This is a genomic window from Bradyrhizobium ganzhouense, assembly GCF_049949285.1.
GTDB lineage: Bacteria > Pseudomonadota > Alphaproteobacteria > Rhizobiales > Xanthobacteraceae > Bradyrhizobium > Bradyrhizobium ganzhouense.
The window spans coordinates 4,978,599-4,992,845 of sequence record NZ_CP181318.1 but is presented as its reverse complement, the minus strand read 5'-3'; the positions used below and the strand labels follow the sequence as shown (position 1 = coordinate 4,992,845).

Sequence of the window (14,247 nt, the reverse complement as noted above, 5' to 3'; positions counted from 1 at the left end):
GACTTCGGTCATTTGGAAAAGCATGTCTTGCCGCCGCGTTTGACTGATGGCTGCGGGGAAAACCGGCTGTTTCCGGATCATGCTTTCGGCCCGCGCTGTGTAGGGGGATGAGGCGCCGAGGTCAATAGCGCGCGCGGCGGCCGAAGATCGCGCCAGAGGCGGGGATTCGTCCTACGTTTCCGCCGCTTAGCCCGGGATTTTCAACCTGATTGGCGGCCGTCATCCACGTTGAAGTCAGTTCGCCTCCTGCCGCACCTCGCTCGGCACCGGCTGCGCGTTGCCGGGCGTCGGCAGGGCGACGGGGCGCAAGCCGATCAGCTCGGCGGTGCGGATCGCGCTGTCTCGCCAGAACTGGAACGAGTTGATGCGGCTGAGCTCGAGGATCGCAATCGCGACCGCGGCCAGGAACGGCAGGCTCTGCAGCACCAGGACGCCGGCGAAGATGTAGATCTCGGTGATCTGCCTGAAACTGTTGGAGGCGATCAGCACGCCAGAGCCGATCAGGAGCAGGGCGCCGATCACGGCCTCCCAGAACGCCTGGAACTCGATCGACATCCTCGACAGGCCGCCCTTGGAGGTGCGCGCGAAGGCGATGTGCTCGGTGATCAGTCCTTGCGCGACCGCGCGCGACACCGTCCATTGCACGCTCATCGCCGCGATCATTGCGCCCAGCATCTGGCCGGGTTTGATCGCGACGCGCAGCCGGTACATCGACAGGAAGTGCGCGAGCGAGACGACGAAGGCGCCGATGATCGGCAGCGTCAGGATCTTGTCGGGGATGGCGATGTCGGCGAAGGCGACGATCGGCACCCAGACGAGGTTAAGCAGTGCCACGACCACGCCGAGACTTTCGGCACCTAGCCAGTTGAGCCAGCCCAGACCGTATTCGCGCTTCTGGTCGGGCGTCAGCCGGCTCCGTCCGGGCAGGAAGTGCCGCCAGTGCTTCTTGACGATCTGGAGGCCGCCATAGGCCCAGCGGTGACGCTGCTTCTTGAAGGCCTCGTAGGTGTCGGGCAGCAGGCCCTGGCCGTAGCGGTAGCGGGTGTAATGGGTGGTCCAGCCGAGTTCCTGGATCGCGAGCCCGAGATCCGAATCTTCGCAGATCGTGTCGGATGACCAGCCTCCGGCCATGTCCATCGCGGCGCGGCGGATCAGGCACATCGTGCCGTGTACGATAACCGCGTTGAGCTCGTTGCGCTGGACCATGCCGATGTCGAAGAAGCCGGCATATTCGCCGTTCATGATGTAGTGCATGATCGACAGGTCGCCGTCGCGGTGCTCCTGCGGCGCCTGCACCAGGCCGACGCGCGGGTCGGCGAAGGCCGGCACGAGGTCCTTCAGCCAGTCGGGCTCGACGACATAGTCGGCATCGAGAATGCCGATGATCTCGGCATCGACGGCGGTGCGGTCCATGGCGATGCGCAGCGCGCCGGCCTTGAAGCCTTGCACCTTCTCGGCGTTGATGAACTTGAAGCGTTCACCGAGCGCGCGGCAGTGATCCTGGATCGGCTGCCAGAATGCGGGATCGGGCGTGTTGTTGATGATGACCACGCATTCGTAGTTCGGATAGTCGAGCCGCGACAGCGCATCGAGGGTCTGCTTCAGCATCTCGACCGGCTCGAAATAGGCGGGGATGTGGATCGAGACCTTGGGGTAGTAATTCTCGGGCACGTTCTCGATCGGCTTGCCCTTGGCAAGCAGCCGCTGCGGCGGCCGGCCGAAGGCGACGGCCGCGATCTCGTCGATGCGGGCCATCGCGATCAGCACCAGCGGCACAAGCAGGATTATGCCGAGGGTAAGTGCGAAGGCCGAGCCGAAGACGAAATAGTGCGTATTCCAGAACGCGAACACGGTCGCGGCCCAGGCGCCGACGCCGTTGGCGGTGGCCGAGAGCAGAAACGCCTGCCTGGCGGTCGGCTGCTCCAGCCGCAGGATTGGCAGCGACAAGAGGATGCCGACCAGCAGCGCGATCGTCATCAGCTTCCAGTAATCGGGATTCTCGACCGGGCCGGTCCAGGCGAATTTCGGCTCGCGGCTGGCGTTGAGAATGCCCCAATAAGGACCGACGCCGCCCTCGAAAAATTTCCAGGGCTGATCGATCGCCTCAACGATGTTGTAGTCCATTCCAAGCGCTTCGGCACGGCTGACGAAGTTGCGCAAGGTCAACGCTTGCTGGAACGGACCCGGATCGGCCTTGCGCAGATTATAGCCCGCGCTCGGCCAGCCGAACTCGGCGATCACGATGCGCTTGCCGGGAAACAGGTTGCGCAGCAGATTGTATCGGTCGACGGCCTGGTCGACTGCCTCGTCCGAGTGGAAATTCTCCCAATAAGGCAGGACGTGCGCCGCGATGAAGTCGACGTTGGAGGCGAGGTCGGGATTGTCGCGCCAGATGTTCCAGATCTCGCCCGTCGTGACGGGGACACGGACCGCGCTCTTGACCCTCTTGATCTTGTTGATGAGGTCCTCGACCTTCTGCTCGCCGCGGAAGATCACCTCGTTGCCGACCACGATGCCGATCACGTTGCTGTTCTTGCGGGCAAGCTCGATGGCGGCCTTGATCTCCCGCTCGTTGCGATCCTCGTCCTTGTCGATCCACGCGCCGACCGTGACCTTGAGACCGAACTCGGCGGCAATCGGCGGCACCAGCTCGTTGCCCTCCGTCGCGGAGTAGGACCGGATGGCCCGCGTGAGGGTCGAGAGCTTCTTCATGTCTGCGCGAATCTTTTCGGGGTCGACGTTGTTGTCGACGACATGTCCCGGCTCGAACGGCGTGTAGGAGAGGCTCGGCAGCAGGCCCTTGAAATCAGGCGCGGGTTCCCTGTCGCGCAGGACTCCCCACAGGCCAGCGTGGAGCACGGACACGAGCAACAGAACGGCGGCGACAACGCGCATCGCGGCTAAACCAAAAGGGGCTGAGGGGGCAGGGAAGCGGACCCGACCCCGAGATCCGACCAAGTCCGCGGCAAAGGGAGCATACCTCTGCCGCGCGGTTTCTCAACTGTCATGGCCTCATGTCCTTATCAGGGCATGGCCTTGTCCGGTCCGGTCAACGCGCGGCAGTGCCGTCAGTTGCTATCGCCGATCGTTCCTGAACGGAGGGTGAAACGATCGCGGCTATTTCTGGGGCGCGGGTGTCGGGCTTGCCGCAGGTGCGGGGCTCGCGGCCGGCTGGGGGGGCTGCGCATTGCCGTTGGTCGGTGCGGGCGATGGCGAGGCGGCCGCGGCTGCCTGCTGCGGCTGTGCAGCCGGGTTGATCCAGCAGGCCTGGGTCAGGTTATTCAGGCTGTTCGGGACCTTGTCGTCGATCTGGGTGAGGAAGCGGGTCAGGCAGCGGAACGCGGCCTGGATGTGACCGCCGGGGCAGCCGAAGCGGTCGTAAAGATCGATGTGGCGGAAGGCGGTATCGAGGTCGTCCCGGTACATCAACTGAACCGCGCGACGGCCGAGCCAGACGCATTCTGGATTGCCGGCCGGGCCATTAATGGTGCGGGCAGCTTCGGCGAACTCGTCAGTCCGCTTCTGGTTGGCATCCTTGGCGGCGTCGGTGGCCTGCGCCGCCGGCTGCTTGCCTTGATCCGGGGTCGGCGTTCCGCTCTGGGCGGAGGCGGCACCAAGGCCGGCCAAGAGGACAAGGGAGGTCACGGCCAAGGTGGCGGCGAACTGCCGCAGGACCGCATTTCGTAACTCGAACACCCGTCGCCGCATGAATTCCCCAATATCTCAGCCGTCCGCCCGCGGGAGGACCTCGCGGACGCCGACGTGATGGCGTCCAAATGGGTCTCCAATGCGGCGGAAAAGTCCCGCAAAATCCAATGACCTGTAATTGGATTTTTGTCCAGCAAAGTCACGATCCTAAGGCCCGGTCGAACGGCCGCAGCCCAATTCGCCGGGGAGAGCGCGTGGCCTGCCCGCGTCACCCCCTTGGCAGACGGCGTGCGAGCAGGTAATCGACGGACCCTCGCGGAGGACCGAACCGATTTCACTTCGTACGCCACTGGCGCTCCTGCTCGTCTCCCTCTGTGCGATCGCTGCCGTGTGGTGGTGGCTTGCCACGCCGATCACGCTCGCGCGCGCGCCGATCGATCCCAGCGACAAGGTGCAATGCGTCTCCTATGCGCCGTTCCAGGGAGACCAGACGCCGCTGATCGAGAGCACCCAGATCGAGGCCGAGCAGATCGAGCGTGATCTGAGGCAGCTCAAGGAGATCACCGACTGCGTGCGTACCTATTCGGTCGAGAACGGTCTCGTTCTGGTGCCGGGAATCGCAGACAAGGTCGGTCTGAAGGTCATCCAGGGCATCTGGCTCGGCAGCAACCGCGCCAAGAACTTTGCGCAAGTGGCGACCGCCGTCCGCCTCACCAAGGACTTCCCCAACACCATTTCTTCGCTCGTCGTCGGCAATGAGGTGCTGCTGCGCGGGGAGATGACGACGTCCGACCTCACCGCGATCATCCGCTCGGTGAAGGCGCAGGTCAGCGTGCCCGTCACGTATGCCGATGTCTGGGAATACTGGCTGAAGAACCGCGAGGTCTATGACGCCGTCGACTTCGTCACGATTCACATCCTGCCTTATTGGGAGGATATGCCGGTGAAGGCGAAGTTCGCGGCGAGCCATGTCGAGGCGATCCGCGAGCGCATGGCGGTGGCGTTTCCGGAGAAGGAGATCCTGATCGGCGAGACCGGCTGGCCGAGCGAAGGCCGCATGCGCGAGGGCGCGCTGCCGTCACGCACCAACCAGGCGCGCGTCGTCTCGGAAATCCTGGGGCTCGCGAAGGCCCTGAAGTTTCGCGTCAACCTGATCGAGGCCTATGACCAGCCGTGGAAGCGGCGGCTCGAAGGCACCGTCGGCGGCTATTGGGGCCTGTTCGATTCCGTGCGGCGGCAGCTGAAATATCCGCCGGGCGAGCCGATCAGCAATTTCCCGTTCTGGAAATGGTACATGGGCGCCGGCATGGTTCTCAGCGTGCTGGTGTTCGCGGTGGCCGGCCTCACGTTGCGGCGCCGGCCCTGGACGCCGCGCTTCTCGGCCTGGCTCGGCGTCGGCATCTCCGCGACATCGGCGGGCATCCTGCTCGGGATCGCCGCCGACAAGATGTATTACGAGAGCTACGGCTGGGGCGGCTGGCTGCAATGGGGCATGCTGCTGCTTGCCGGCATCCTGTCGCCGATCTTCTGCGCGCAGGCGCTCGTCATCGGCCGCAATTTGCCGAGCTTCCTCGACCTGCTCGGTCCGCGCGAGGGACGGAAATGGTCAAAGCTCTCCGCCGTGCTGGGCCTGACCCTGGCGGTGACGGCGGTGATCGCAGCCGAGACCGCGCTCGGCTTCGTGTTCGACCCGCGCTATCGCGACTTCCCCTATGCCTCGCTGACGATGGCGGTGGTGCCGTTCGCGTTGTTGATGCTGAACCGCCCGCAGATCGGCGCGCGCCCGATCGCGGAAGCGGTGTTCGCAGGGCTGCTGGCGCTGTCGGCGGTCTACGTCATCCTGAACGAAGGCCGCGACAACTGGCAGGCGATGTGGACCTGCGCGATCTATCTCTTGTTCGCGCTCACGCTGTGGCGGGCGCGGGCCGAGCAAAGCCAAGGATGAGCAGGCCGATCGCCAGGCCCGACAGCACGATGTTGTAGAGCACGATGCCGAGGCCGGCTGCGACCACGCCCAGCGTGAGCAGCACGATCGACGGCCGCATCAGGTTCAGCGTCGCGATCACCAGCGCGACGATGCCGAACACCGAATTCTTGAACAGCGACGTCGTCACCGAGCGCGCCTTGCAGATCATGGTCTGCAAGCCGGCATCGCATGCGAGCGCCACTTGAGAGAACTCGACGGCGAGATAGCGCACATAGAGCGCCCAGCCGACGGTGACGAAACCGACGACGATGAGAAACTGCACCTGATACGGCGTGAGGCGAAACGGCTTTTTTGTCATGCGGGCAATATGGTCGGGATGGCGGGAGGGAGCAACAGGGGCGCGCGGATTTTTGCACTTGGGGGCGATCGCGGGGGCCGCTGCATGCATTTGCGGCACTCCGAACGCATCAAAACCGTAGCCATACGGATTTGCGAGGGTTCCAACGTCACCTAACATTCGGCCTAAAGCGTGGGCGTGATCGATCCCACCAGGAACGGATCACGCCGTTCAAGAACGCGACTGCGAGGATGCGAGCGAGGTTGGCAATGGTTGAGGCGCTGCAGGTCAATTTTGCGCTTTGGGGCATGATCATTTGCGCGGCCATCAAGATCAGCCAGTTGGTGGCCATTCTTTGAGTGGCGCAGTCTCAGCAGAGACGCTCTGCCGATTCAATCGGAAGCCCTGATAAGTCCTACCGTCTGAAGAACGACGATATCGTCGAACTCGCCGATGCTGTCTCCGGCTTGGCAGCGGTCGCTGCTGGCTGCGGTGCGGGCGCCGGCGCGGGCTCCTCGCGCTTTGACGAGCGCTTTGAGGAGTAGCTGCGGCGGTGCTTGTCCGGCTTGGCGACAGGCGCAGGGGCAGCTTCAGCTTGCGGCACCGAGTCCTGACCCTTCTCTTGACCCTGCTCTTGGCTCTTCTCCGCGCTCTTGTCCTGGTTCTTGTCTGAAGCCTTGTCTTGAGCCTTATCCTGGCCCTTGTCCGCGCCGCCGCGCATCGACAGGCGCTGGCCGTCGAACACGGTCGTCTCGCAGTGGCGGTTGTTCTCGGCAAGGCCGGCGCAGAGCTTTGCGGCGGCGGCAGCATTGATCAGGGGGCCGGCACCCAGACGCAGCTGCATCCCGAGCCCGTTATTGCCTTCCTTGATCATGATGATCGGCCGAAGTGCTGCGACCTCCGGATTGGACTTGCTCAGGCCGCGCCAGAGCGCGCGCAGACCGTCGACCGAGTTGGCACCGCCGAGATCGATGGCAAAGCGCGTCTGCTGGACTGCGATTGCGGGAGATTCGGCTTCGGTCGCCTCGGGCGGCTTGGCTGGGGCAGCTGCGACCTCGGTGGGAGCGGGCGCCGCCTCGGGCTTCTTCTCTGAGGCATCGGGCTGAATCAGTTTGGAGGCCGCCGGATCAGGCGGCGCCATGATCGACTTCGACGGCACCAGCGGAAGGATCGGCACCGCCGACGTCGTCATCGGCGACTGCGGAACGAGCGAAGCGGCGGCCGCAGTCTGCGGCGGCGGGCCTGGCTGATCCTTCGCGGCGTCTTTCGAACTGTCCTTCGAAGCTTCCTTTGATATTTCCTTCGACGTTTCTTTGGCCTCCTTGCCGGCACCTGCGCGCGGCTTGTCGACCAGCGAGGCTGCGGTCGAAGCGACCGGTGCGACATCCGGGGCCGGGGGCTGCGCGGCGGCGACGGGCGTGTCCTGCGGCTTCGGCGCCGGGGCCTGCGGCGATGTCGCGCTCTGCTTGGCGATGGCGCCGGTGACGGAATCAAGCCCCTGCTCGAGCACCGTGACGCGCGAATAGAGGCGGTCGCGATCGGTGTTCAGCGTGTCGATGGCGGAGGCGAGGCGACGCGCTTCGAGCTGGCTTTCCTTGGTCAGCACCTGGAGACGGTCGGACTGGCGGGCGAGATCGGCGGAGGCGACCTGGTCGCGCTGCCAGCCGAGCTGGGCCTGGTTGGCCATCACGGCGATCACGACGGCGCCGACCGCGGTCGCGCCCCACGAGCCCAGCCGCCACATCATGCGGCGATCGAACGTGCTCTCCTCGGCCAAAAGTCCGGAGAACAGCCCGCCGGTCTCCTTGTCGCCGAAGGCGTCCGCCAGTGGGTCGGAATCCTTTGCCATGAACGTATAGTGCCCAGCCCTGCCCAGCTTCCCCGAATCAATCAGGGAACATTAACAGGAAAACCCACTCGCACTTGAATTCCGGGCGTTTGCGGGGGTAGCAAGGCGGCTAGCTCAGGCGACATCGGCTTGTCGCCCGTCGATGGGATGATCGATTCGGCCGTATTTGACAGGATTGCGATGACCGCCCGCTCAAGCCTCACGATCGTGCTCGCCGCCGGCGAAGGCACGCGCATGCGATCCAGCCTGCCGAAAGTGCTGCATCCGGTAGCTTCCCAGACGCTGCTTGCCCATGTGCTCGGTGCCGCACCGCGCGGAACCGGCACTGCGCTTGCGGTCGTGATCGGCCCCGATCACCAGGCGGTTGCGGACGAGGCGAAGCGGATCCGCTCGGACGCGCTCATCTTCGTGCAGGCCGAGCGGCTCGGCACCGCGCACGCGGTGCTGGCGGCGCGGGAGGCGATTGCGCGCGGCGTGGACGACGTCCTGATCGCATTCGGCGATACGCCGCTGATCTCGGCCGAGACGTTTGCGCGGCTCCGTGCGCCGCTCGCGAAAGGTGCTGCGATTGCCGCGCTCGGTTTTCGCGCGGCGGATCCGACCGGCTACGGCCGCTTCATCGTCGAGGGCAACCGCCTGGTCGCGATCCGCGAGCATGCCGACGCCAGCGCGGACGAGCGCAAGATCGATCTGTGCAATGCCGGCGTGATGGCGATCGACGGCCGCCGCGCGCTCGCGATCCTGGACAAAATAGGCAATGCGAATTCCAAGGGTGAGTACTATTTGACCGATGCGGTCGGCATCGTCCGCGACAATGGATGGGAGTCCGTGGTGATCGAAACCAGCGAGGACGAAGTGCGCGGCATCAACACCAAGGCCCAGCTTGCGGAAGCCGAAAGCGTGATGCAGGCGCGGCTGCGCAAGGCTGCGATGGAGGCCGGCGTCACGCTGATCGCGCCCGAAACCGTCTATCTTGCCGCCGACACTTTGTTCGGCAAGGACGTCACCATCGAGCCGTTCGTGGTGATCGGACCGGGCGTGTCGATCGCCGACGGCACGGTGATCCATTCGTTCTCGCACATCGTGCAGACGACGCTGGGCAAGAACGTCTCGATCGGGCCCTATGCGCGCTTGCGCCCCGGCACGTCGCTCGGCGACGGCGCGCGGATCGGCAATTTCGTGGAGACCAAGGCCGCGACGCTGGAGGCCGGCGTCAAGGTCAATCATCTCTCCTACATCGGCGACGCTACCATCGGCGCCAATTCCAACATCGGCGCGGGCACCATCACCTGTAACTACGATGGCTTCCAGAAGCACAAGACGGTGATCGGGCAGGGCGCCTTCGTCGGCACCAACTCCTCGCTGGTGGCACCCGTGAAGATCGGCAACGGCGCCTATATCGGCTCGGGCTCGGTGATCACGCGCGACGTGCCCGACGATGCGATGGCGCTTGAGCGTAGCCCGCAGACCATCCGCGAAGGGGGCGCAGCGCGCTACCGCGAGATGAAGACCAGTGGCAAGAAGGTCGAGAAGAAGCCGGAGAAGTGAGCGGACGAGAGCCAGGTTCTGCCGGATGTGGTGAGGGTCGCACACCCATGATCTACTTCCTTGCCGGTGTGATCAATCTGCTCGGTGAGCTTTTCTTCGTGGCGACGGGACGGTGGGTGCTGAAGCTGTTCGGCGAGGGCGAGCCGCACTACGGCGAGTCCCTTGCAATGGGATTGGTGGTCTGGGGGCTCGTTGTCGTGCTGGCCTTTATCATTCAAATGTGAAGCGGCAACGCTGCGGACCTTAGTCGTCGTCGGCGACTTCCGAGAACAACGCTCGCTTCAAGCGCCAGCCGCGCGGCCTGGCGCGCTTTGCCGGTTCGCCGGCAGCCTGCGTGACGAGGACAGGCTTGCTCTCCTTGCCTCGCTCCATGGCGCGTTGAGGCGGCGGCCAATGCGCGAGGTGCGTGCCGGTCGTCTCGCTGGCGAGCAGATAGGTCGGCGGCAGTCCTTTGCGGTCGGACGTGACTTTCATGGCCTTGATCTCCCGTGCGGGAATCGTTGGCCAAACTTGTTGACAACAAGTTAATTCGCGCGGTTTAAGCCGGTCACGTCGACGCAGGCGAAGGCACGCCGTCACCCGATGCTGTCGCAATCCGTCATAATTATTGAGTATCTGGTTCCTTAGGAACTTCGCTAAAAACCGAGCGCGTCGTTTAGGCGATTTTTCGACGATTTGGGGGATATTGATCCGCATGTGCGGGATTGTCGGCATTCTCGGGCGCGAGCCGGTTGCAGAGCAATTGGTGGATTCGCTCAAACGTCTTGAATATCGCGGCTACGATTCCGCGGGTGTCGCCACGCTTGAAGGCAAGCATCTCGAGCGCCGCCGCGCCGAGGGCAAGCTGAAGAATCTGGAGAAGAGGCTGGAGGCCGAGCCCTTGAAGGGCACGACCGGCATCGGTCACACCCGCTGGGCCACACACGGCAAGCCGACCGTCAACAATGCCCATCCGCATGCGACCGAGCGCGTCGCGCTCGTCCACAACGGCATCATCGAGAATTTCCGCGAGCTGCGCGAGGAGCTCGAAGAGAAGGGCACGGTGTTCCACACCGAGACCGACACCGAGATCGTGCTGCATCTCGTCGACGATCTCTTGACGCGCGGCAACAAGCCGGTGGAAGCCGTGAAGCTGACGCTGACGCGCTTGCGCGGCGCCTTCGCGCTCGGCTTCATCTTCGCCGGCGATGACGACCTCATGATCGGTGCCCGCAACGGCCCGCCGCTGGCGATCGGCTACGGCGACGGCGAGATGTATCTCGGCTCGGACGCGATCGCGCTCGGCCCGTTCACCGACACGATCAGCTATCTCGAAGACGGCGACTGGGTGGTCCTGACCCGCAAGAGCGCAACGATCTTCGACAAGGACGGCCACGCGGTCGAGCGCGACAAGATCAAGCACGCCGCCTCGACCTCGCTGGTCGACAAGGCGAACTACCGCCACTTCATGGCGAAGGAGATCCACGAGCAGCCGGAAGTGGTCGGCCACACGCTGGCGCGCTATGTCGACATGGCGACCGAGCGCGTCTCGCTGCCGGTCAAGCTGCCGTTCGACTTCAAGGACATCCAGCGCATCAACATCACGGCCTGCGGCACCGCAAGCTATGCCGGCATCGTCGCAAAATACTGGTTCGAGCGTTTTGCGCGCGTGCCGGTCGAGGTCGACGTCGCCTCCGAATTCCGCTACCGCGAAGCGCCGTTGCGCAAGGGCGATCTCGCGATCTTCATCTCGCAATCCGGCGAAACCGCCGATACCCTGGCTGCGCTGCGCTACGCCAAGGCCGAAGGCGCGCACACGATTGCCGTCGTCAACGTCCCGACCTCGACCATCGCGCGCGAAAGCGAGACCGTGCTGCAGACGCTGGCCGGCCCCGAAATCGGGGTCGCCTCGACCAAGGCCTTCACCTGCCAGCTCATGGTGCTGGCGAACCTGGCGATTGCCGCCGGCACGGCCCGCGGCGAATTGTCCGCCGAGGACGAGACCAAGCTTGTGCACGGTCTGGTCGAAATTCCGCGCCTGATGTCGGATGCGCTCACCACGGAGCTTCAGATCGAGAAGCTCGCGCACCGGATCGCAAAATCCCGCGACGTGCTCTATCTCGGCCGCGGCACCAGCTATCCGCTGGCGCTCGAAGGCGCACTGAAGCTGAAGGAAATCTCCTACATCCACGCCGAGGGCTATGCCGCCGGCGAACTCAAGCACGGGCCGATCGCGTTGATCGACGAGACCATGCCGGTCGTCGTGATCGCGCCCTACGACCGCGTGTTCGAGAAGACCGTCTCCAACATGCAGGAGGTCGCCGCCCGCGGCGGCAACATCATCCTGATGACCGACGCCAAGGGCGCGGCGGAGGCGACGGTGGAATCGCTCGTGACTATCGTCATGCCTGATATGGCCGCGGCCTTCACACCGATGGTCTATGCCGTCCCCGTGCAGCTGCTCGCCTACCACACGGCGGTGGTGATGGGCACCGACGTCGACCAGCCGCGCAATCTCGCGAAATCCGTGACGGTGGAATAGGCAGAACGGACCAGGCCGCGCTCTTCCAAAACCTGCTAGAAGCCCCTAGCTTGAACGAAGCGACCGACCTGGAACCAGAATGACCACCCGCGACGACGCGCCTGCCCCTCTTGATCCCGCCCCGGAGCCGCATACCGGCCTGATGGGCCGTTTTCGCAATTATTTCCTGACCGGCCTCATTGTCACGGGGCCGATCGCGATCACGTTCTATCTGGTCTGGTGGTTTGTCACCTGGGTCGATGGCGTGGTGCGGCCGTTCATCCCGCTGGCCTATCGGCCCGAAACCTACATGCCGTACGTCATTCCCGGCTGGGGACTGATCGTCGCATTCTTCACGCTGACGCTGGTCGGCTTCCTCGCAGCGAACCTGATCGGCCGCACGCTGGTCGATGTCGGCGAGACCTTCCTCGGCCGGATCCCGGCGGTGCGCGCGATCTATCGCGGCCTCAAGCAGGTGTTCGAGACGCTGTTCTCCGGCAAGGGCTCGAGCTTCCGCAAAGTCGGCCTCGTCGAGTTTCCATCGCCCGGCATGTGGTCGATCGTGCTGATCTCGCAATCACCGAACGAGGACATCGCGCGCAGCCTGCCGGGGCAGGAAGATCATGTCTCGGTGTTTCTGCCATGCTCGCCGAACCCGACCACCGGCTTCTTCTTCTATGTGCCCAGGAGCAAGATCATCGAGGTCGACCTCAGCGCCGAGGATGCCGCGACGCTGATCATGTCCGCCGGCGTGGTGCAGCCGGGCGCAGCGCCGGATCCGAAGAAGGCAGCCGCGCTCGCCGGCATGGCGAACGCCGCGCGCATTGCCAACGCTTCGATGCTCCAGCCCGAGCCTGCGAAGGCGGAGTAGGGGCATTCCGCGGCGGGATGGCCGCGGATCACGCGGGCGTTCGCTTCCTCTGCTAATGTTCCGGTCGAACCGAGCGCCAACGCTCGGAATTCGAACTGGAGTGCCCCGATGTCCAAGCCGACGTCCAAGACCATTGCGATCCTCGCGCCCGGTGCCATGGGCAGCGCGGTGGCCCGCCGCCTGAGCGAGAACGGCGCGCGCGTGCTGACGTCCTTGAAAGGGCGAAGCGAGGCGACGCTGAAACGGGCGGCGGATGCCGGCATGGTCGGCGCCGAGGACGAGGCGATCGCGGACGCCGACATCATCCTCTCGATCGTGCCGCCGGGCGAGGCGGTGGCGCTGGCCGAGCGTCTGGCCGCGTTGATCGTAAAGCGAGAAAAAAAGCCGGTCGTGGTCGACTGCAACGCCGTCAATGTCGACACGGTCAAGCGGATCGAGGAGATCATCGGCTCGGCGCAGGCGCCGTTCGTCGATGGCGGCATCATCGGCTTCCCGCCGCAGCCGGGCGGCAAGAGCCCGGCGTTCTACATGTCAGGCGAACATGCCAAGGATGTCGCGGTGCTCAGAGAGTTCGGGCTCGATTTGCGCGTCGTCGAAGGTCCGGTCGGTGCGGCCTCGGCGCTCAAGATGTCTTACGCCGGTATCGTCAAGGGTCTCGCCGGGATCGGCTCGGCCATGGTGGTTGCGGCAACCAAGGCGGGTGCCGCGGATGCGTTGCGCGACGAGCTCGCGCTCAGCCAGCCGGCGATCCTGGCGCGGCTCGAGGTCGCGCTGCCCGACATGATCCCGAAGGCCTATCGCTGGGTCGCGGAGATGCGGGAAATTTCCGGCTTCCTCGGGCCGGATCATCCGGCAAGCCAGATCTACGAGGGCTTTGCCAAATGGTTCGAGCACCTGGCCGATGACGCCAAGGGCGAGGCGGTCGATGCGTCGCTATTGAAGGCGTTCGCCGCAAGCATCGCGAAGAAGAAAGCCTAGGCTATCTGGCCTCAATCCACTGAGATCGAATCCAGGAAATTCACGATGTCCCGGTCGTTGCTCAGGCGCACGACCGGGACATCCGCGCCATACTGCATGCGCTCGGCCTCGATGACTGGCATGCGCTCGGTGTTGTAGCGCCAGGCCTCCCGCATCAATTTCCAGTCGAACTGCTCCGGACAGCCCTCCGGCAGATCAGGCCGCGTCGTGTCGCGATCGAAGGCCGAGCGCCAGAGAATGCGCCACTGGCAAAGCCAGCGCGGTCGTTCGATGACGACCAGAAGCTCGGCGCGGGCGAGCGTGAGATCGAAGGCCAGCCCCGAGAAGCTGCCGTCGACGACCCATTCGTCGCCCGCGATGGCTTCAGCGACGCGCACGCGAAAACCGGCCGTGTCGGATGGTGTCCATCCTGGCCGCCAGTAAAGCACGTCGAGATGCACGACCGGCAGTCCCAGCTTTCGCCCGAGCTTCAGCGCGAGGCTGGTCTTTCCGCTTCCCTGGCTGCCAACGACGATGATCCGGCGCATGGCCGGAGGTTTTCATGAAATCGGCCGCGGCGAAAGATTGCGCTTTCTGCTTGCCGTTCCAA

12 protein-coding genes are annotated in these 14,247 nt (G+C 64.6%); 6 read left to right on the top strand and 6 right to left on the bottom strand.

Features of this window, described 5'->3' with window-relative positions:
* Nucleotides 1–234 precede the first annotated feature (234 nt).
* Both ACLFLU_RS22820 and ACLFLU_RS22815 read right to left on the bottom strand, forming a co-directional pair.
* Entirely contained in the window at nt 235–2,895 is a 2,661-nt protein-coding gene (locus ACLFLU_RS22820) for a glycosyltransferase (protein WP_426407114.1), read from the bottom strand.
* Between the two features lie 222 nt (nt 2,896–3,117).
* The gene (locus tag ACLFLU_RS22815) at nt 3,118–3,708 is read right to left on the bottom strand and encodes a beta-1-3, beta-1-6-glucan biosynthesis protein (protein ID WP_426407113.1); all 591 of its coding nucleotides are present in this window, start codon (nt 3,706–3,708) and stop codon (nt 3,118–3,120) included.
* A gap of 328 nt (nt 3,709–4,036) precedes the next feature.
* Between ACLFLU_RS22815 and ACLFLU_RS22810 the strand changes: the two genes are divergently transcribed.
* Nucleotides 4,037–5,593, top strand: coding sequence for a beta-(1-6) glucans synthase (locus ACLFLU_RS22810; RefSeq protein ID WP_426407112.1), 1,557 nt, complete (start codon nt 4,037–4,039; stop codon nt 5,591–5,593).
* On the opposite strand, the gene ACLFLU_RS22805 is transcribed toward ACLFLU_RS22810, so the two are convergent.
* Nucleotides 5,553–5,933 (bottom strand): hypothetical protein, encoded by a 381-nt coding sequence (locus ACLFLU_RS22805; protein ID WP_426407111.1) that lies wholly within the window; start codon nt 5,931–5,933, stop codon nt 5,553–5,555. The two genes, ACLFLU_RS22810 and ACLFLU_RS22805, sit on opposite strands and share 41 nt — an antisense overlap.
* A 394-nt stretch (nt 5,934–6,327) precedes the next feature.
* Nucleotides 6,328–7,761, bottom strand: a complete 1,434-nt coding sequence (locus ACLFLU_RS22800; RefSeq protein WP_426407110.1) for a hypothetical protein — start codon at nt 7,759–7,761, stop codon at nt 6,328–6,330.
* 180 nt (nt 7,762–7,941) lie between these two features.
* On the opposite strand from ACLFLU_RS22800, the gene glmU reads away from it, so the two are divergent.
* A complete protein-coding gene (glmU, locus tag ACLFLU_RS22795; RefSeq protein WP_426407109.1) occupies nt 7,942–9,309 on the top strand; it encodes a bifunctional UDP-N-acetylglucosamine diphosphorylase/glucosamine-1-phosphate N-acetyltransferase GlmU in 1,368 nt (455 codons plus the stop codon).
* Nucleotides 9,310–9,356: 47 nt separating this feature from the next.
* On the top strand, nt 9,357–9,533 hold the full coding sequence (locus tag ACLFLU_RS22790; protein ID WP_426407108.1) for a hypothetical protein: 177 nt from the start codon (nt 9,357–9,359) through the stop codon (nt 9,531–9,533).
* 19 nt (nt 9,534–9,552) lie between these two features.
* Here the strand turns inward: ACLFLU_RS22790 and ACLFLU_RS22785 are convergent, their stop codons facing one another.
* On the bottom strand, nt 9,553–9,783 hold the full coding sequence (locus ACLFLU_RS22785) for a hypothetical protein (RefSeq protein WP_426407107.1): 231 nt from the start codon (nt 9,781–9,783) through the stop codon (nt 9,553–9,555).
* Between the two features lie 220 nt (nt 9,784–10,003).
* On the opposite strand from ACLFLU_RS22785, the gene glmS reads away from it, so the two are divergent.
* The 3 genes from glmS (at nt 10,004) to ACLFLU_RS22770 (ending at nt 13,658) form a co-directional block, all read left to right on the top strand.
* Nucleotides 10,004–11,830 (top strand): glutamine--fructose-6-phosphate transaminase (isomerizing), encoded by a 1,827-nt coding sequence (gene glmS / locus ACLFLU_RS22780; RefSeq protein WP_426407106.1) that lies wholly within the window; start codon nt 10,004–10,006, stop codon nt 11,828–11,830.
* Nucleotides 11,831–11,909: 79 nt separating this feature from the next.
* Entirely contained in the window at nt 11,910–12,680 is a 771-nt protein-coding gene (locus ACLFLU_RS22775) for a DUF502 domain-containing protein (RefSeq protein WP_426407105.1), read from the top strand.
* Between the two features lie 108 nt (nt 12,681–12,788).
* Nucleotides 12,789–13,658: a DUF1932 domain-containing protein gene (locus ACLFLU_RS22770; RefSeq protein ID WP_426407104.1), complete on the top strand. Its 870-nt coding sequence runs from the start codon at nt 12,789–12,791 to the stop codon at nt 13,656–13,658.
* An 11-nt stretch (nt 13,659–13,669) separates the two neighbouring features.
* On the opposite strand, the gene ACLFLU_RS22765 is transcribed toward ACLFLU_RS22770, so the two are convergent.
* Nucleotides 13,670–14,185: an AAA family ATPase gene (locus ACLFLU_RS22765; protein ID WP_426407103.1), complete on the bottom strand. Its 516-nt coding sequence runs from the start codon at nt 14,183–14,185 to the stop codon at nt 13,670–13,672.
* Between the last annotated feature and the right edge of the window lie 62 nt (nt 14,186–14,247).